Annotated in this window: 13 protein-coding genes; 10 read left to right on the plus strand and 3 right to left on the minus strand. The window is 46.1% G+C overall.

What is annotated here, in order from left to right; all coding sequences use genetic code 11:
* Positions 1-267 precede the first annotated feature (267 nt).
* Both CRECT_RS05925 and CRECT_RS05930 read right to left on the minus strand, forming a co-directional pair.
* On the minus strand, positions 268-3,264 hold the full coding sequence (locus tag CRECT_RS05925) for a molybdopterin dinucleotide binding domain-containing protein (RefSeq protein WP_004320785.1): 2,997 nt from the start codon (positions 3,262-3,264) through the stop codon (positions 268-270).
* A gap of 9 nt (positions 3,265-3,273) precedes the next feature.
* Positions 3,274-3,894 (minus strand): 4Fe-4S dicluster domain-containing protein, encoded by a 621-nt coding sequence (locus CRECT_RS05930; RefSeq protein ID WP_004320803.1) that lies wholly within the window; start codon positions 3,892-3,894, stop codon positions 3,274-3,276.
* Positions 3,895-4,179: 285 nt separating this feature from the next.
* On the opposite strand from CRECT_RS05930, the gene CRECT_RS05935 reads away from it, so the two are divergent.
* The gene (locus tag CRECT_RS05935) at positions 4,180-5,244 is read left to right on the plus strand and encodes a tyrosine-type recombinase/integrase (RefSeq protein ID WP_004320795.1); all 1,065 of its coding nucleotides are present in this window, start codon (positions 4,180-4,182) and stop codon (positions 5,242-5,244) included.
* 1,838 nt (positions 5,245-7,082) lie between these two features.
* On the opposite strand, the gene CRECT_RS05940 is transcribed toward CRECT_RS05935, so the two are convergent.
* Positions 7,083-9,656, minus strand: coding sequence for an ATP-dependent Clp protease ATP-binding subunit (locus CRECT_RS05940; protein WP_004319959.1), 2,574 nt, complete (start codon positions 9,654-9,656; stop codon positions 7,083-7,085).
* Positions 9,657-9,848: 192 nt separating this feature from the next.
* Between CRECT_RS05940 and CRECT_RS05945 the strand changes: the two genes are divergently transcribed.
* From CRECT_RS05945 to htpG, 9 genes are all read left to right on the plus strand, one after another.
* Entirely contained in the window at positions 9,849-11,138 is a 1,290-nt protein-coding gene (locus CRECT_RS05945; protein ID WP_375804296.1) for a S41 family peptidase, read from the plus strand.
* Between the two features lie 11 nt (positions 11,139-11,149).
* Complete coding sequence (purC, locus tag CRECT_RS05950; protein WP_004319955.1) at positions 11,150-11,866, plus strand: phosphoribosylaminoimidazolesuccinocarboxamide synthase; 717 nt, start codon at positions 11,150-11,152, stop codon at positions 11,864-11,866.
* A 1-nt stretch (position 11,867) separates the two neighbouring features.
* Complete coding sequence (purS, locus tag CRECT_RS05955; RefSeq protein ID WP_004319933.1) at positions 11,868-12,125, plus strand: phosphoribosylformylglycinamidine synthase subunit PurS; 258 nt, start codon at positions 11,868-11,870, stop codon at positions 12,123-12,125.
* Positions 12,122-12,787, plus strand: a complete 666-nt coding sequence (purQ, locus tag CRECT_RS05960; RefSeq protein ID WP_004320014.1) for a phosphoribosylformylglycinamidine synthase I — start codon at positions 12,122-12,124, stop codon at positions 12,785-12,787. Before purS ends, purQ begins: the two co-directional genes overlap by 4 nt.
* Positions 12,781-14,118: an SH3 domain-containing protein gene (locus CRECT_RS05965; protein WP_004319990.1), complete on the plus strand. Its 1,338-nt coding sequence runs from the start codon at positions 12,781-12,783 to the stop codon at positions 14,116-14,118. Before purQ ends, CRECT_RS05965 begins: the two co-directional genes overlap by 7 nt.
* Complete coding sequence (locus CRECT_RS05970; RefSeq protein WP_004319980.1) at positions 14,105-14,791, plus strand: lysophospholipid acyltransferase family protein; 687 nt, start codon at positions 14,105-14,107, stop codon at positions 14,789-14,791. Before CRECT_RS05965 ends, CRECT_RS05970 begins: the two co-directional genes overlap by 14 nt.
* A gap of 161 nt (positions 14,792-14,952) precedes the next feature.
* Positions 14,953-15,846, plus strand: coding sequence for a hypothetical protein (locus tag CRECT_RS05975; RefSeq protein ID WP_004319929.1), 894 nt, complete (start codon positions 14,953-14,955; stop codon positions 15,844-15,846).
* Positions 15,847-16,001: 155 nt separating this feature from the next.
* Positions 16,002-16,928: a hypothetical protein gene (locus CRECT_RS12585; RefSeq protein WP_004320012.1), complete on the plus strand. Its 927-nt coding sequence runs from the start codon at positions 16,002-16,004 to the stop codon at positions 16,926-16,928.
* Between the two features lie 251 nt (positions 16,929-17,179).
* On the plus strand, positions 17,180-19,033 hold the full coding sequence (gene htpG / locus CRECT_RS05985; RefSeq protein ID WP_039888281.1) for a molecular chaperone HtpG: 1,854 nt from the start codon (positions 17,180-17,182) through the stop codon (positions 19,031-19,033).
* The last annotated feature ends 428 nt before the right edge of the window (positions 19,034-19,461 follow it).

Raw genomic sequence — 19,461 nt, forward strand, 5'->3', positions numbered from 1 at the left:
TTACTCGCCTAAACTAGCTAGGCCGTTTCAGTCAATCGCCTCGCGCACAACGTAAAAATTAAAACCGCGGCCCTGCAAGCCCTCTTCGCGCCGCAGCTTAAAGCAAATCCAAAACGAAGATTAACGCTTTCTGTGCTCCCGCGTCGAGATAGCGCAGCGACTTGAGGCAAAATTCAAAGCGAAATAACGCAGCGGCCCGAAGCAAAAACCGCGCTGAAATTCCATTTAGTGCGGCAGCCGCAAAAACCCGAGCCGCCGCCGAGCCGATTAAATTTTACTTATTTTCGCAGGCAGCGCCTGTCTGGCGCAGGTGCCCACCAACCAATCGTTGAGGCTAAATTTACCCTCCCTTTTTGGATCGAGCAGCCCAAGCTTGTTGTGATTGAGCCCGCCCTCGGCGCCCTCCAGCCTAAAGACGGGCTCGCCGTCTACGAAATGCGTCCTAGCGCCGAACTCGTCGTGTCCAAAGCCGTGCTCGAGGCTGATGACGCCGCCAGCAACGCCGTTTGTTACGAAGGCCTCGCCAGTTTGCGAGCCGTAGGGCGTCGTGATCTTGACCGTATCGCCCGTCTTGATACCCTGCTCGCTCGCCACGTCCTGCGCGATCCTGACGAAATTTTTCGGATGTATCGCGCGTAGCTTTGGGCTTACGATCGTGTAGTAGTGCTGGATGTTTGATTTGCGCGAGCTTACGAGGTATTTCCACTCGGATTTCGGGAAACACTTTTCTAACGGCGTGCCGTCGCTTGCTACAGGCAGAGCGAGGCTAGGCGTACCCGGCATATACTCGCCCGTGATAGAGTGTCTGTGTCCGCCAAGAGGCTCGTAGTAGATCGCAGCAGGCGTGGCGGCGGGCACTTTTACCGTGGTTTTATCGCCCGCATACGCGCTTTCGTAATCATCAAATCTACCGCCCTTTGCCAGCACGTGCGCTACTTTCGGCTTTTCCTCGTCTTTTAAAAACGGCTCTAGCTTTTTCATGGTTTTTGAAATTTTGCTAAGCTTCAAGTCCTCTTTGTCGATGTCCTTCACGCCCGCTCCGTCAAAGGCCAAATTTGCCAGCGCCGCGGCGTAATACTGCTCTTTCGTATCCAGATCCATCGGCTTTCCGTCTTTATCCTTAAAGGCGCCCTTGCCAAACCCCTTTAGCCCGAGCCTCTTTGCCACCGCGATATAAAAGGCCTCCACGTCGATCACCGTACCGTCTGCGGCGCGGTCTTGCTTGGCGGCGACGGCCGGGTAGCGCACGACCGAGGTTTTAGCTATCGTGCCCCAAAGCGAATTCGGAAGCGCCCAGTTTTCGAGATTTAGCCCGTCCGGTACGATGTAGTCGGCGTAGGCGTTGGTCTCGTTCATAAAGGCGTCGATACCGATGAAAAGCGGTAAATTTTTGCTATCTTTTAGCGCGTCTAGTACCGCAGCCTCGAGCCCCGCCTGCCCGTAGACGACGTTCGTCATGTAGTTTATGAGCGCTTTTACCTTATACGGGTAGCCAGCGGCGTGGCTGGTTAGCGTTTCGTTTACCAGCGGCATCGAGATAGGATACCACGGCTGCTGTGCGGGATAGCCGCTACCGCCGGCTGCCACTTTGCGTTTAAACTCCGAGCTAGTTTCGTAATACTTGCCCGAGCGGGATAAATTTAGCCCGTTTGCCTTATATGCGCCCTCGAAGCTCTCCAGATCGTATCTGCCCTTTAAAAATCCGTGCGTGCCCGCGCTTGCGTTTATGCTGCCGCCCTTGTAGCCGTATGTGCCCATCAGAGTGTTTAGGCAAAATATCGCATACGTGCTCATCGCCGCTTGCGTGTGCATCATGCCGCCGTGGACGTTGGTGCTAACCTGCCTGCCGTTTTTGGTGAAATTTTCGCACAGCCACAAGATATCATCCATACTCACGCCGCAAATTTTAGAGTACTCTTCGAGGCTATGTTTGTGGGCTGATTCTTTTAGCAGCTGCATCGAGCTTTTGACCTCGACCTCCTCGCCGCCCAGTAAAATTTTACCCTCGTAGTAGAGCTTGGCGGGCTCGTTTATCTTGTAGCTTTGGATTTTGCCGCTTTGCGAGCAAACCTGCCACTCGTCGCCCGCAAGCGCAAATTTGCCGTAGTCTGGGTGGCCTTTTTGCGTGATGACTAGGTGGGTGGCGTTGCACCAATGTATCTCGCCCGCTAGCTTTGCCTGCTCCAAATTTGGCTGCATGAGGTAGTTTGCGGCGTATTTTTCGTTTTCGATGATCCAGCGTATTATCGCCATAGCGAGCGCCGAGTCGGTGCCCGGCTTTATACCGATCCAGCGGCCTTTGTCGGATGCGGCGAATTTGACGGCGTTTGTTAGCGTCGGATCTACCACCGCATAGCTGAAGTCATCGTTTACGCTTCTTGCGTGGGCGACCATTTTAGCTTGCTTTTGGAACGGATTTCCACCGTTTGCGGGCGAGGTTCCCCAGTAGATGCTAAATTTGGAATTTTCGTAGTCGGGCTTGGTGTGAGCAAAGCCCTTTGCGTTGTGCGCGATCTTGCCGCCCACCCTAAAGCCGCCGCCGCAGATACCGCCGTGCGAGTAGTGATTTACGGTGCCGAAAGATTTTTTGATAAAGCGATCGACGATATCCGAGCGCCCGTCGTAGAGATAAAAGCTCAAAAGCTGGTTGCGCTTGGTGCCGTATTCGGGATTTGCCTCGTCGATGAGCTCGTCTGAGTGTATGGCTCGCAGCCCGTCCACGTGCCCCTCGCCGAAAAGATCCCCGCCCTCGACGACCTCCTCTATGAGCTGCTCAAAGCTGATCTTTTTCCACTTGCCCTCGCCTCTTTTGCCCACTCGCTTTAGCGGAGATAAAATTCTAATAGGCGAAGCTATCATCTCGGGCAGCGCCGCGCCTCTAGCGCATACGGTGGCGCGCCGATCGTCCTCGCCGCTAGCCGTGGTTGCCAGTAATGCGTCGTTTATCGATGTCTCAAAGCTCGCCCAGTGCACGTTTGATAGCGGATGGTATGGGTTGCCCGTGCATCTTAGCACGCGGTCTTCTTTTTCGTCCACGTGTAGGCGTAGTCCGCACTTTGCCACGCAGCCGTGACACATCGAAAATACCACGCTATGCCCGTCGTTCATTAAAATTTTGCCGTCTTTTACGCTAAATTCTGGCTGTAGCGAGCTGCCCTGCGGCTTGTAGTCGTCTTTTATTTTAGCAGCGTCGTCCGCTACAGCAGCGGTTGCGCCCGCGGCCGAGATCATCGCCGCGTTTTTTAAAAATTCTCGTCTTTTCATCGTTTCTCCTTACAGCGCGATCTCTTCGCTCCAGCTGATCGCTTGCTTGTAGCCGTTTTTAGCCAGCAGCTCCTTGTCGTTCTTAGCCAAAATTTCGCTCACGCCGTGATAAAAAACCTGCGGGTGCGTATTTTTCGGGCTATCTAGTACCATCGTCTCGTGAGCGGCTAAAAATTTCCTGATATTTGAGTTTTCGTCGTTTAGATCGCCTATTATGCGGCTTCCGCCCACGCAGGTCTCCACGCAGGCAGGCAGCAGGCCCGCGCGCAGTCTGTGGTCGCAGAAGGTGCATTTATCGACCTTGTAAGTCTGCAGGCTAAGGTATCTGGCGTGATACGGACAGGCCTCGGCGCAAAGCGCGCAGCCGATGCACTCGGCGCTATCTACTTTGACGATGCCGCTATTTCTTTGGTAGCTGGCGCCCGTCGGACAAACGTCGATACAGGCGGGGTTTTCGCAGTGATTGCAAAGGCGCGGCAACGAGGCGATAACGGCGCGGTTGCCGTCTTTGTCGCTGGCTTCGTACTCCGAAACGATCGTCCTAAAGGCGCCTGCTTGGACGTTGTTTTCCATCGCGCAGTTCATCGTGCACGACTGGCAGCCGATACAGCGCGTGAGGTCGATGACCATGCCGTAGCGCGGGCCTTTGGTTTTTCAAAAGTATTCGTAGCGGCTCTAAGCGCGGTAGAGGCGATAAAAACACCCGCCGCAGCGATAAAGCTACGACGCGAACCTAGCGTTGATTGCATTTTTTCTCCTTTGATTTGAAATGATTTTATGACTTTATCATATATTAGCTTAAACGATAATATTAATATTTTAACTAAAAGTATTTTTTAGACTATCAAAAATTTATTTTTTAGAAGCGTTTGGTTATAATGCTTTTCAAATTTTTATAAATTTAAGGAAAAGATCTTGAAATACGCGCTTGATTGCAAGGATAGTTTTGAAAACTCGTTTATATTTTGGCTCACGAGATACGTCAAATTTAAGCTTAGCTCGCTCTCAAACAAAGAGCTTCGCGACCCAAAGGCGCTAGCAAGCGTAAATTTCGCTTTAAGCCGCGAGATAAAAAACATCGATCAGCTCGACGGCCTCGTAAAATCGGCTAGAAACGCGGGGCTAACGGGCATAAATACATACTTTAATCCGCTTAAAAAAATTTACGAGACGCTTAAATTTTACGAGCTAGAGAGCCTAAAGCAGATCGACGAAGAGCTGCTAAGCGAAGTGCTAGCTAGCGTCACGGGCGGACTTAGCGACGCGAGCAAGAAAAACTACCGCATAAGCGCGATAAATTTTTTCGCATTTTTGGATAAGCAAAACGAAGAGGACGGCAAGGCGCACGTCTTTGACGTCGGGCTAAAAAATTGGGGCGGCGTGGGCGGAGCGCGCGGACAAAAGCTGCCTGAGTTTATGAGCGAGGATGAGGTTAAGAGATTTTTGGAGGCGATCGAAAACGCAGACTTTAAAAGCAATGCCAACCGCAATAAGCTCATCATAAAAATCATTATTTTCACCGGCATCCGCGTGAGCGAGGCGCTAAGTCTAAAGCGCAAAGACATAGCCGAGGACGGCGAACTATACGTCATAAGAATCCGCGGCAAAGGCAACAAATACCGCGTCGTGATGATCAAACGCCGCCTCATCGAAGCCCACCTGGACGCGATCGCGATAAACTATATAAATAAAGAAGGCTATCTTTTTATCAATAAAAAAGGCACGCGTCTAACGCAAGCCTACGTGAGCCGCATCGTCGAGCAGATACTCTTTAAAGCTGGCATCCGTAAGGAAAAAAACGGCGCTCATATGCTGCGTCATACCTTTGCCACGATGCTTTACAAAAAGCAAAAAGACCTGGTTTTAGTGCAAGAAGTGCTCGGGCACGCGAGTCTAAACACATCGCGAATTTACACGCATTTTGATAGCGAAAAGCTAAAGCTCGCCGCGCAGGTAGCCGAGGAGCTGAGCGGAGAATAGCCGCTAAATTTGAGCGGTTTGGCGGCAGCGGGCTTATAAAACCGTGTTTTAAGGCGTTAAATTTTAGTTTTTGGCTTTAAATTTGTGCCTTTGTTTTCGTAAAATTCGGTTAGTTTTTATAATTTCATCGCCGAATTCGCAAGCCTTTTGCGGGTATGTGTAGGCCTCATCTTCTTTTTAACGTTATTTATAAAATTTGACAATCTTGTGCTTAAATTTTACTTTTTCAACTTTGCAAATTTGCTTTTTTGAAAATTTTCGCCTTTTTAGCCAAACTTGAAGCCTTGCAGTCAAGTAAATTTGTGCCTCGGACAAATTTGGCGCTTAAATTTTGCCGTTTTGTTAAATTTGGCTTTATCGTTTGTGATTTTTGCTTAAATTTGATGAAAAATATTTGCTATACGGCGGTTTGATTAGTACTTCTAGCCAATCTTTACCAATCTGTCGAGGTTTTATTTTGTATTTTTAAATTTGACCCGGATTTTGTCGTCATAACCCCGATCGCAAAAGTCTAAAAATCTAAATGCCAAATTTGCCGTTACTTAAAATTTGGCGGGAAATGCGGAGGGCGGGTCAAATTTACGTTTCGCACGGCAAAAGGTTAAATTTACGTCGTTATTTGGATTTGGCTCGATTAAACTTAAGTGGATTTTCTCTTATCATCTTTAGTAGAATATGATAGAAAGTTTTTGTATCTTTACTGTTATTATATCTAAACTCTACTTCGTTACACTCGTAGCTTTTCAAGACGCAGTAACGAGCGGTCTCGAGCCATTAGACGACGGTAGCTAGCGAAGCGACGCTAAGCGAAGTTAAGCACCGGTGTTTTATTTGCTGCACCTCTACCTTTTTTCTCAAAGAGAGTGCGTCTTATCAGTAGTATGAAGCTAAGCACAAGACCTCTTACTCTCTTAGCTTTAAAGTAGCTTTCATCTATTTTAAAGTTTAAAGCGAAGCTTCTAGGCGAGTGTGCGAGCTGGAAATCTCACTGCTAAATTTACTTATTTTTAACTTCGCTACGCTCGTTACTTTTCAAGAACATAGTTCTCATCGTAACTCAATACCCCCCCCCCCCCACTTTTTTGCTTGAGATTAAGTTAAAGGGGCCTTGGATTTTTATCCGCAAAACCGGCAGCGAAAAATATGCGAAACGCTGTAAATTTTGTTTTAAATTCGTGAGTAAAGCGTCTTAACGCGGCCTTAAAAATTAATGTTATTTTGTTAAGCTCTTTTTGCGTTTTAATTTTCGTTTTTTACTACTATACGCCAAATTTTTGCAGCTAAATTTTTAGGATTTTGCTAAATTTACGCAGGCAAAATCGCTCGTTTAAACTATCAAATTTGACTTTTTGAGCCAAATTTACCTGCATAAATTTTCTCTGAAAGCATCCTGAAATGAATAAAATTTTAGCAATTTTTAAGCTACGAGCGCCGTAAATTTGCCTTTATTTACTCGCGCTCGCTATACGGTATCGCTTTAGGCGAAATTTAACGCTTCAAAACTCGGCGAATTTAGACGCGTCGTTTTAAACTTATTTAGATAAATTTTAAGTATTTAATAGCTCGAAAACAGCGGCGACACCGCTCTTTTAAACTCTTTACCGATGGTGCGGCAAATTTCTTTGCAATCTACGACCTCGGCGACGCGCCCACCCTTTATCGCTCGGTGGCAAAATATCCGCGTAAGCCCGATGTCCTGCGATGAAAAAGCAAAATATAGCCCTTTAGCCGCGCTAGCACCCTTAAAATCGAATTTAAAGCGGCACGTCAAGCAAGCTTAGCGCCTCGTCTAGGGTAACCGGCCTCGGCCGCGCCTGAAACGCGACCGTAAATTTGGTTTAAATTTTAGATATAGTTATTTTTTCTTTGTCGCTACCGATTACGATCTCGTCGCCGCTTTCAAGCTCGTCGCGTAGGATCATATCGGCTAACGGATCTTCAACCAGCTCATATAGCGCGCGACGCAAAGGTCTAGCGCCGTAAACGATGTCAAAGCCGGCGCCCGCGATAAATTTCTTCGCCTCTTCGCTTAGGCTTGCTTTTATGCCGCGATTTTGCAGCGTTTTTTCGAGCTCTTTAAACATTATATCTACGATTTTTATGAGTCCGTCTTCGTCAAGCGGATTAAAGATTATCATATCATCAAGACGGTTTAAAAACTCGGGTTTAAAGTAGTTTTTAAGCTCGTTTTTGACCGCTTGCTCGCGCTCCTCGCCTTTTAGATCCATGATAAAATTTGACGCGATGTTAGACGTGAGGATGATGATCGTGTTTTTAAAATCGACCGTCACGCCTTTATTATCAGTCGCCCTTCCGTCGTCTAGGATGCCTAAAAGCACGTTAAACACGTCCTTGTGAGCCTTTTCTATCTCGTCAAAAAGTATGACACTATACGGACGTCTGCGCACGGCTTCTGTTAGCTGTCCGCCCTCCTCAAAGCCCACGTATCCGGGAGGCGCTCCGAGCAGGCGAGAGACGCTGTGCTTTTCCATGTATTCGCTCATATCAAAGCGTATGAGCGCGCGTTCGTCGTCAAATAAAAATTTAGCCAAAGCCTTCGCCGACTGCGTTTTACCTACGCCCGTAGGCCCCAAAAACAAAAAAGATCCGATCGGACGCGCGCCCTCGTTTAGGCCCGCTTTGTTTCGCTTGATGGCTCTTGCTAGAGCGTGCAGCGCGGCATCCTGACCGACGACGCTTTCGCGCAAATGCTCCTCGATCATCAGATATTTTTGCTTTTCGCTAGTTAGCATTTTGCTGACTGAAATTCCCGTCCATTTGCTTAGTATTTCAGCCACCAGCTCCTCATCGACCTGATTTTTGAGTAGCACGCCTGATTTTTTCATCTCGTCCCATTTTTTTTCGAGCTCTTTTTGGCGGTTGGCCGCTTCTAAAATTTTGCCGTATTCTATCTCGGCCGCGCGCTGCAGATCGCCGTTTCTACGCGCTATCTCGGCCTCGCTTTTTAGACTATCTATCTCTTTTTTAGCATTTGAAATGCCGCCAAAAACCGCCTTTTCGTTTTCAAATTTACCGTCAAGGGCGTGCTTTTGCTCGTTTAGATTGGCGATTTCTTTTTCGATTTCGCTTAGGCGCGCCGCATTTTTGGCCTCGTCTTCCATTTTTAGCGCCTCTTTTTCGACTTGCAGCGTCACGATCTCGCGTTTGATACGGGCTAGTTCGTACGGTTCGCTTTCTATCTGCATTTTTAGCTCGGCTGCGGCTTCGTCGATGAGATCGATCGCTTTATCTGGCAAAAAGCGGTTTGAGATATAGCGATCGCTTAGCTTTGCCGCCGCGACCAGCGCGCTATCGGTGATCGTCACGCCGTGGTGCACCTCGAGGCGCTCTTTTATACCGCGTAAAATTTGAAGCGCTTCGTTTACGCTAGGTTCTTTTACGTCGATGGGCTGAAAGCGTCGTTGCAACGCGGCGTCTTTTTCGAAATACTTGCGGTACTCTTTTAACGTCGTCGCGCCTACGGCATGCAGCTCGCCTCTAGCAAGCGCGGGTTTTAGGATATTTGCCGCATCCATGCTGCCTTCGCTAGCTCCCGCGCCCACGATAGTATGGATCTCGTCGATAAACAGGATGATATTTGCCGCACTTTTTACCTCGTTTATGACGGCTTTTAGCCTGTCTTCAAATTCGCCGCGGTATTTCGCGCCCGCGATCAGCGCGCTCATATCAAGTGCTACTACGCGTTTGTTTGCTAGGCTAGTAGGCACGTCTTTTGCCACGATTTTTTGCGCGAGGCCCTCGACGATAGCGGTTTTACCCACGCCCGGCTCGCCTAATAAAATAGGATTATTCTTGCTTTTTCTTATCAAAATTTGCATCATTCGCGTGATCTCCTCGTCGCGCCCGATGACCGGATCAAGCTCCTTATTTAGCGCCTTTGCGGTGAGATCGATGCCGTATTTTTCGAGGCTATCTAGCGTCTCGTCGCCGGTTTGGCTATCTATCTTGCGCCCTGCCCTGATGCTTTCTAAATTTTTTCGGATTTCTAAAACGTCGGTAAATTTGCCTAAAATTTGCTTGATCTCAGGCAGCTCAAGCGCCGAAATGATCCACGTATCCACCGCGATATAGCTGTCTCCTAGGCTCACCATCAGGGCTTTTACGCTTTCAAGCGAGCTTATGAGCTCCTTTGAAATTTGCACGTTTTCTTTGCTCACGTTTGAGCTTGTCGGCAGCTGCGCGGCTTTGCTTTTTACTTCAAGCTCCACTGCGTCCTTGCCGACGTTCATTTTGTTAAAGACTTGGTTAAGCAGCGAGCCGCTATCCGTGACCAGCGCCCAAAGTAAATGGAGCGGAAATGTTTGCGGATTTTTCGCGTGGATCGCGAGTGCGACGCCCTTTTCTACCAGTTCTTGCATTTGTGCGGTTAAATTTTCGCTTAAATTAGCCATTTTTTCTCCTTTAGTTTATAATGAATATATTATATAGCTTTAGTGATATAATGTCAAGTTATCTTAGTGGTTTTATATAAATACATATAAAATAATTTTGATTTTACAAAAATCTTTTATCCTATTTTTAGGCAAATTTAACTAAAATAGCCCCACTTAAAAGGCAGGAGATTAATTTTGAATAAAAAAAAGATGTTTTTGTTTTCGGGTGTTGCCGGCGCGATGATATTCGGAGCGGTTTTTGGCGCAAATTTAAACGCTAAAGCCACCGAGGACGGGTCGAATTCCAAGTTACAATCGCTCTCAAAGCTCACAAAAACCATTTCTACTATCGAAAAATACTATGTTGATGATTTACGGTTTAAAGAGATCGTGGATAAAGCCATAGAAGGGCTTTTGAACAACCTTGACGCGCATTCGGGATTTTTAAACGAAAAGGCGTTTAAGGATATGCAGGTGCAAACAAACGGCGAATTCGGCGGCTTGGGTATCACGGTCGGCATCAAAGACGGCGCGCTAACGGTCATCTCGCCTATCGAAAATACGCCTGCGGATAAGGCGGGTATAAAAAGCGGCGACATCATCCTTCGCATCGACGGCAACGCGACTCTGGGCACCACCATAGACGAAGCGGTCAATAAAATGCGCGGCAAACCGAAAACCCCTATCACCATAACTATCGTGCGAAAAGGCGAACAAAAGCCGTTTGACGTGAAGCTCGTGCGCGACATCATCTCGGTCGAGTCCGTTTACGCCAAGATGATCGAAAAGGAAAATATACTCTATCTTCGCGTGACGAATTTTGACAAGCACGTAACCGAAAAGGCCGGGGAATTTATCAAAAAATATCCGAAAGCCGGGGGTATCATCCTCGATCTTCGCAATAACCCGGGCGGACTTTTAAACCAAGCCGTGGAACTAACGAATTTATTTATAGATAGCGGCGTGATCGTATCTCAAAAAGGTAGAAACGAGAGCGAAAACAGCGAATTTAAAGCCGCTAGAGCAAATAAAATCACAAATTTACCGCTTGCCGTGCTAGTTAACGGCGGAAGCGCAAGCGCAAGCGAGATCGTAAGCGGCTCGCTACAAGATCATAAACGCGCCGTCGTCATCGGCGAAAAAACCTTCGGAAAAGGCAGCGTGCAGATCATCCTGCCCGTCGATGACAAAGAGGCTATACGACTAACGATAGCGCGCTACTATTTGCCGAGTGGCCGAACTATCCAAGCAACCGGCGTAGAGCCCGATATCATTGTATTTCCAGGCAAGGTGCCTCAGCAAAATGAAAACGCTTTTTCCATAAAAGAGAGCGAGCTAAAAAAACACCTAACCAACGAACTAAGTAAGATTAACGGCAACAGCGATAAAAACGCGACTAAAAATACCGACAACAAAACGATAATAACCGAGGCTAACGTAAACGACGATATACAGCTAAAATCGGCGATTGACGCGATTAAAATATTGCAGCTAAAATAAGGAGTGCAAAAATGCAAAAAAAGGAGCTGATCTACGAAGGCAAGGGGAAAAAGATGTTCGCAACCGACGACGCGAATTTGCTCATAGCGGAGTTTAAAGACGACCTAACCGCTTTTGACGCGCAAAAAAGAGGCAACGAAGCCGGTAAAGGCGCGCTAAATAATAAAATTTCGACGCAGCTTTTTCATCTTTTAAAAGAAAAAGGCATCCCGACCCACTTGGTTGAAACTCTAAGCGACACCGAACAGCTAGTCAAAAAATGCAAAATCATCCCGCTTGAAGTCGTAGTTAGAAACATAGCCACAGGCTCGCTAACAAAGCGCCTTGCTATAAAAGAAGGCACGGTTTTGCCATTTACTTTAGTGGAATTTTACTACAAAAACGACGAGCTTCACGACCCGCTCATAAACGACGAGCACTGCCTAATCATGGGCTTGGTTAAAAGCGAAAACGACCTTGACAGACTAAAACATATGGGTCGCGAGATAAACGCGATCCTCTTTAAATTTTTCGCGGATAGAAATTTAAAGCTGGTTGATTTTAAGGTGGAATTCGGCATCGACAAAGACGGAAATATCCTGCTAGCGGACGAGATCAGTCCCGATAGCTGCCGATTCTGGGACGCGACTACGAACGAAAAGCTCGACAAGGACAGATTTCGCCAAGATCTTGGCAGCGTAAAAGTCGCCTATGAAGAAGTTTTAAAAAGAATTTTATCTAAGGTTTAAAATGAAAGCCGTCATCAACGTATCCCTAAAAAACGGCGTTTTGGATCCGCAAGGAAAGGCCGTCGAGCATGCGCTTGGTTCGCTTGGATTTAAAAACGTAAGCGGCGTGCGAATAGGCAAACAAATCGTGCTGGATATAAACGCCGCAACCAAAGACGAGGCTCGCGCCGAGCTAACCAAAATGTGCGAAGAGCTGCTAGCAAACACCGTCATCGAGGACTACGAGATAAATTTGTGCGACTACGAGAGCAAAAAATGAAAGTCGCCATCGTTTTGTTTCCCGGCACGAACTGCGAGCAAGATACGAAGTACGCCTTCGAGCTTTTGGGCTGCCAAACGCAGATAATCTGGCATAAAGAAAGTGAGATAAACGCCGATCTTATCGTGCTTCCGGGCGGATTTAGCTACGGCGACTACTTACGCACGGCGGCTATCGCTAAATTTAGCCCCGCGATGAACGCCGCTCGTAAACACGCCCAAAAAGGCGGATACGTGCTTGGCATTTGCAACGGTTTTCAGATGCTGTGCGAGCTAAAACTACTCGCGGGCGCGATGAGACGAAACGAAAATTTGAGCTTCATCTCAAAATACCACCACCTAAAAGTGGTCTCAAACGCAAATAAATTTCTCTCAAATTTAAGCGTCGGCGAGGTCGTAAATATCCCGATCGCTCACGGCGAAGGTAATTTTTATGCGAGCGATGATACGCTAAAAAGCCTATACGACAACGACCAGGTGCTGCTAAAATACTGCGACGCAAACGGCGCCCCGCTAAATCCAAACGGCTCAGTCGATGCGATCGCGGGAATTTGCGATAAGAGCAAAAAGATATTCGGTCTTATGCCTCACCCAGAGCGCGCCTGCGAGAAATTTTTGGGCACGGACGACGGACTAAGGATGCTAAAAGGGCTAGTTTGCTAAAGCCCTTTTTAGCCTTTTTTGCTCTGTTTTTTTTAGCTCATGGCGTCGGCGCTACCGAGCCTAGCGTGTTTGATATGATGGGTGAGGAACAAAATCAAAAAGTGATCAAGTCCGCCCCGCAAAAGCCTAAGCAAAACCAAAATTTACAAAATGCGGCCCCTGGCGCGGAGCAAAGCGGAACCGCTCAAAACAGGGCATCCTCAACGCAAAATCAAGCAACGGGTAACCGAGCAGGCACGCATCTGCGCCAGCCTATCTTGCAAGATATCGCACCGACAAATGAACCCGAGCTAAATTTAAAAGATAGCCAGCTCTACGAGCGCGTGCAGCCAAACGAGATCATTATCAAGGCTCTAAATACGCCCAAACAAGTCTATGTCGGGCAAATTTTTAGCTTTACGCTTTCAGTCGATATCCAGGATAACATCACGGTCGATTTGCAAACCGTATTGCCCGAAACTGAAAATCTAAAATGGCTAAGCTCGAATTTACGCTGGGACAACGACGGCAAGGGCGTTTATAAGGCTCAAATTTACGCCGAAGCCTCCGCCAAAGCCGTGCAAAATCCCAAAATCACGGTAAATTTAAAGCGCAACGGCGAGTTTTTCCAGACGGCGAATTTGACGCTTTCGCTACCTCAAATCGTAGCGCTAAAAAGCGGCGAGAAATACAACCACGTCGTCGCTCAAAATCTCGAAGTCAAAAAATACAAAACCAATAAATTTGACGACAAAAATCTAATAATGATCGTCGAAGTAAATGCGCAAAAAGGCAACATCGCGGACTTTTTCATCGAAGATAAGGACATCATCAAGCAAGGCGTGGATTCTGCTAGCGGCGAATTCGACGCACAAAGCGGATATTATTTTGCGATATTTTCGCCTGAAAAAACCTCGATAGATTTTAACTATTTTAGCCTCGCCAAAAAAGATTTCGTGAGCTTTTCGCTCCCGGTTATCGTCGAAGACGACGAGATCAGCACGCAAATCGGACTAAATCCAAAGCAAAGTAAATTTGAAATTTACAAAAATATCGGAGTTTATGCGCTTTTCGGTATATTTTTAATTACCTTTTTATTTAAGCGCGATGCGATCTTCCTTATCGTTGTAGTCGGACTTGGAGCTTATATCCTTTATAGCTACAATCCGTTTGGCGGCGCGACATTAAAACAAAATATAAACGTAAAAATTTTGCCTACGCAAAACTCGAGCGTATTTTATACTTCAAAAGCGCAGCAAAAAGTGGAAATCCTTGGCGAACGCGAGGACTACGTCAAAATTTTACTGGACGACGACAAGATAGGCTGGGTAAAAAAAGATGATATTTTCTAGGGCAAAAGCCGCGTATTTCGCAGTCGAGTTTCTGATAAGCATACTTTTAGTCATACTTTTTATGTGGCTTTTTAAAAAACACATCCACGCCGTGAGGAAATTTTGGGGCAGGAGTCAGCGATTTTTCGGCTTTTATTCGCTCGAAGTCGTCGGCAGCTTCGACGAGCGCGCAAATATGATCATCATAAACCACCAAAGTATGCTAGACATCGTCGTTTTAGAGGAGGTCTATCCTAAAAATCTTTGCTGGATCGCCAAAAAGGAGATCGCTGACCTGCCCGTCATCGGACAGATCATCCACATACCGCAGATGATCTCGGTCGAGCGCGAGAACAAACGCTCGCTCATCAAGCTCGTAAAAGACGCGCAGGACCGCGTCGAAAAAGGGCGCGTGTTGGCGATTTTCCCCGAGGGGACGCGCTCGCACTCAAAGGAGCTTTTGCCTTTTAAAGGCGGCGCGAAAATCATCGCCGACAAGCTAAATCTAAAAATCCAGCCCGTCGTGATCATGGGCTCAGATATTATGGATGTTAAAAAATTCAGCTTTAAAAACGGCAAAATCAAAATCATCTGTCTAGATCTCATCGACACCGCCGAGCCCGAGTGGCTGGAAAACGCAAGGGCGAAAATGCAAGAAACGCTTGATAACGAGAGGCAAAAAGCGGCGATTTAGAGCGGCGTTTTATCATAAATTTGCCGCGCGGGTAAATTTGATGGACTTTCGGCTAAATTCGAGTCAAATTTACCGTGAGCAAATTAGCTCAAATTTTAGCTCTTAAAGCCTGCAAGTTAAATTTGACCGCCTCGTAAAAAGCCGTAAATTTAGGAGGATTTATGAAAAAGTGCGCCGTTATATTTATGATTTTAACTCAAATTTTATTTGCTTCAAATTTGCCAGAGCCGGGCTTTGAGATTTTTTTCGACGAAAATGCCACAAGCAAGCAAATAGACGCGGGGCTTGATCAAATTTTGGAGTTTTTATCTCAAAACCCGCACCGCATAAACGACGAATACGGCGAATTTGACGACCGTCTTTTTTCGCCGTTTATCTACAATGTAAAAATCATAAAAACAGGCGAATTCGACTTTGAACGCATAAAAAAGGCGCTCAAATTTAAGCCGGGTCTTAACTATAAATTTATGATTTTCACGCCTCTTGACGCGGTTATCGCGCTTGGCATAGATCCCGAGGGCAAATATAAATTTGATCAAAAAGAAGCGATACGCCTCATCGACCTGCTCGTAGCAAACGGCGCGGATATCGGCTCGCCCGAGCTTTTGCGCACGGCTTGCAATGCCGAAGCGTTTGAGATTTTTAGCCACCTTCTTAGCAAAGGCGCGCGCGGCAACAAAGAAACGATGCTTTGCGTGGCTGGTGGGATAGCTATTTTTATGGGTCAAAACGGCGCCCCGCCGATCGCAAACGCTCCGCTTGATCCAAAAATAAGGCAGTTTGCGAAAACCGCAAAATTTGCCGAGTTTTACCGAGATAAAATGCGCTACCTCGAGGAGCTGCTAAAATTTAAACCGCTTAGCGAATTTGAGACTAAAGAGCTGGAAATTTTTGCAAAACTAGCCGCCGTTTTAGATAGCGAGGATATGGTTAAATTTCTGCTAAAAAACGGAGTTTGCAAGCAAGAAAATTTACAAACCTCGTGCGAAAATCTCAAAAAATACGCGACGCACTATGACGCAAAAGAGAGCTTAAAGCTCATAGAAGTCAAATAACATAACGCAGTAAGCGAGCGGCATGAAGCTAAATTTAAGGGCAAATTTAAACAAGACGGCCCGAGTTAAATTTATCACTTCAAATTTTGGCTTGCGAGCTTAACACAAAATGGCTCGAATTTTACCGCGGCGTATGTAAATTTGAAGGATAGATGATGAAAATTTCTTTACGATTTTTGCCGCTCGCCCTGCTCTTTTTATTTGTGCCGCTTTTTGCGCTAGATCAAGACGAAGCGGTCAAGGTTTGCGAGCAGCTAAAATCCGTACCTGATTTTAGGATTTTCTACGACAAAAACGCCACAAGCGAGCAAATAGACTCCGGGCTTGATCAAATTTTAGATTTTTTGCGGCAAAACCCGCACCGCGTAAACGACGAGCTGGGCGAGTATTGTGATCGCCCTTTTACGCCTTTTATCTTTAATGTCAAGATGCACAATGCCGGCGAAACCAACTTTGAGCGGATAGAAAAAGCGCTCAAATTTAAGCCCGATCTAAACTACAAAACCGTCGTTGCTAGCCCTATTTGCAACTCCGCTTTGCTACTGATGCCGCTTCCCTCAGGACAAAAGTCCAATCTTAGCGAAGCTGACGTCATCCGCCTCGTAAAGCTACTGGTTAGGCACGGAGCAGACGCGAACGATAAATTTGTTTTAAGCTGCGTTTACGGCGCGGACGGCTTTGGGATTTTTAAAGAGCTGCTTAGCATGAACGCCGATATGAGCGAGATAACGCTACAGATCGCGGTCGATATGCGCTCCTTTGCTTATGAAAACGGCGCTACTTTAAAGTTTGGCGAGGCCATAAATTTAAAGGCGGCGCGGTTTGGAAAAAGCGCGAAATTTATGGAGTTTTACCGCGAGAAAATAAGATATTTCGAGGAGTTTTTAAAATTTAAAAGCTTAAAAGAGATTAACAAAGGTGGGCTTAGATTTTTTATAGAAACGAATTTGGCGCTTGATAACGCTAAAGCGATAGAGTTTTTGCTAAAAAACGGACTTTGCGAGCTACTGCAAGAGTGCGAGTTTTTAAGAAAAAAGGCAAAAATTTACGGCGCGGCGGAAGTTTTAAAGCTTAAATTTTAGTCGATTTTAAAAACCGGTCGTCAAAATTTAAAAAGTCCAAATCCTAAATTTGACGTCCGAATTTTAAAAAATCAAATTCCAAATTTGACAGAATTTACCATCCAAGCAAACGTCAAATTTTAGCCTCAACGGCAAATCAAATTTGAGAAACAAATTTTAGATTAGTTGATAGTAATCATATCAAGTTTAAAGATATTCTTAGCACTTTGTGCTATAATCTGCTAAAAATTTTAAAAACAAAGGACGAAAAAATGAGCGAAAAATTTGAATTTCAAACCGAGGTAAACGAGCTGTTAAATTTGATGATACACTCGCTTTATTCAAACAAAGAGATATTTTTGCGCGAGCTCATCTCAAACGCAAGCGATGCGCTGGATAAGCTAAACTACCTCTGCCTCACGGATGATGCTTACAAAAGTCTAAGCTACTCTCCGCGAATCGATATCAAAATAGACAAGGACAAAAAGACGCTAACCATCAGCGATAACGGCATCGGCATGGATAAAGAGGGGCTGATAAACAACCTCGGCACCATCGCTAGAAGCGGTACGAAGGGCTTTTTGGACAAGCTAAGCGGCCAAGCTAAAAAAGATAGCGCGCTCATCGGACAGTTTGGCGTCGGGTTTTATTCGGCGTTTATGGTCGCGGATAAAATCGAAGTCGTGAGCAAAAAAGCGCTTGGCGAAGAGGCCTTTATGTGGAGCTCGGATGCAAAAACCTACGAAATCTCGCCCGCGCAAAAAGATAGCCACGGCACCTCGATCACGCTTTATCTAAAAGATGACGAGTTTGCCGAGTCTTACCGCATCGAAAACATCGTCAAAAAATACTCCAACCACATCCCGTATGCGATATTTGCGGATAAAGAAGAGTACGTGCCGCCTAAAGAGGGCGAAAAAGAGGGCTCGTACGAGACCAAAAACGTGCAGATAAATAAGGCTTCCGCACTTTGGAAAATGAGTAAAAGCGCGCTAAAAGATGCCGACTACAACGACTTTTATAAGCAAATTTCGCACGACAGCGAAGATCCGCTACTCTACGTTCACACGAAAGCCGAGGGCAAGATCGAATACACTACCCTATTTTTCGTGCCGGCATCAGAGCCGTTTGATTTATTTCGCGTGGATTATCAAAGCGGCGTGAAACTCTACGTTAAAAGCGTATTTATCAGCGACGACGCCAAAGAGATGCTGCCGCCGTATCTTAGATTCGTCCGTGGCATAATCGACGTTGAGGACCTGCCGCTAAACGTCAGCCGCGAAATCCTGCAAGAAAACAGCATAATGCGTAGCGTCAAGGAGCAAAGCGTCAAGAAAATCCTGGGCGAACTAGCCAAGCTAAAAGAAAAAGACAGAGAAAAGTACATCAAATTTTATAAAATATTCGGCAAGGTGATCAAAGAGGGGCTTTATGGATTTAGCAGCGAAAAGGAGCAAATTTTAGACCTTTGCCTCTTTAAATCAAGCAAACGCGAGGGGCTGGTCAGCCTAAAAGAGTACAAAGACGCGATGAAAGAAGGTCAAAAATCGATCTACTACATCAGCGGAAACAACGAAACGATGCTAAGAAATTCGCCGCTTTTAGAGAGCTTTAAGGCTGAAGGCATAGAAGTACTCATCATGGACGAGGAGATAGACTCTATCGTCATGCCGATGGTGCAAGACTATGACAAAACGCCGATAAAAGCGGTAAATCACACCGATATCGACGCAGAGATCAAGCCGGAAAAATGCCAAGCCGACGAGGGTAAATTCGCTGCACTACTAACCAAGATGAAAGAGATACTAAAAGACGAGGTCAAGGATGTGAAGCTAAGCTCGCGCCTAAGCGAAAGCGCTGCCGTCATCGTCTACGATAAAAACGATCCGGATTACGCTACGCAGATGATGCTAAAGCAGATGGGGCATAATGCAGGTAAAATTTTACCGATACTGGAGATAAATCCAAAGCACGAGCTCTTTGAAAAACTCTCTCAAAACGAGGCGATGATCTATGATGCGGCGGAGCTGCTTTTGGATATGGCCAAGCTAAACGAAGGCGTCGCTATCGACGATCCGTCGGCGTTTAGCAAAAAGCTAACTAAAATCTTGCTAAAAGCGATCTAAATTTAAGCCTTTTTGGGCTTAAATTTTATTTCGGTTCGGCGGCAAATTTAACTCCGCCGCCGAGCTTGGTTTTACCCGCTTAAATTTTGCTTTTAATTTTTTGCATACGCGCGCGATCCTAATAAATTTTCAATTTTGCTTTTTAAATTTGTCTTTTAAATTTGTCTTTTAAATTTACGGATGTTTTGCTTGCGCCCGAATTTGCAAAAAATAAAGGCGAGTAAATTTAGATCGTAAAGCGGTGTTTTTGGGTCTATCCGGACCGCGAACCGTCTTTGCGTGATTACGGGATAGGCACGAAATTTAGCAAATTTAAAACTTTTAAATTTAAAAAAATTAATTTTATGCTTAAATTTACACTATAAAATAGCTCGCTTTGCCTTTAAATTTTAAGGCGGAAAAAAGCGGCAAATTAAACTCCTTTGGCG

The organism is Campylobacter rectus (assembly GCF_004803795.1).
GTDB classification, from domain to species: domain Bacteria; phylum Campylobacterota; class Campylobacteria; order Campylobacterales; family Campylobacteraceae; genus Campylobacter_A; species Campylobacter_A rectus.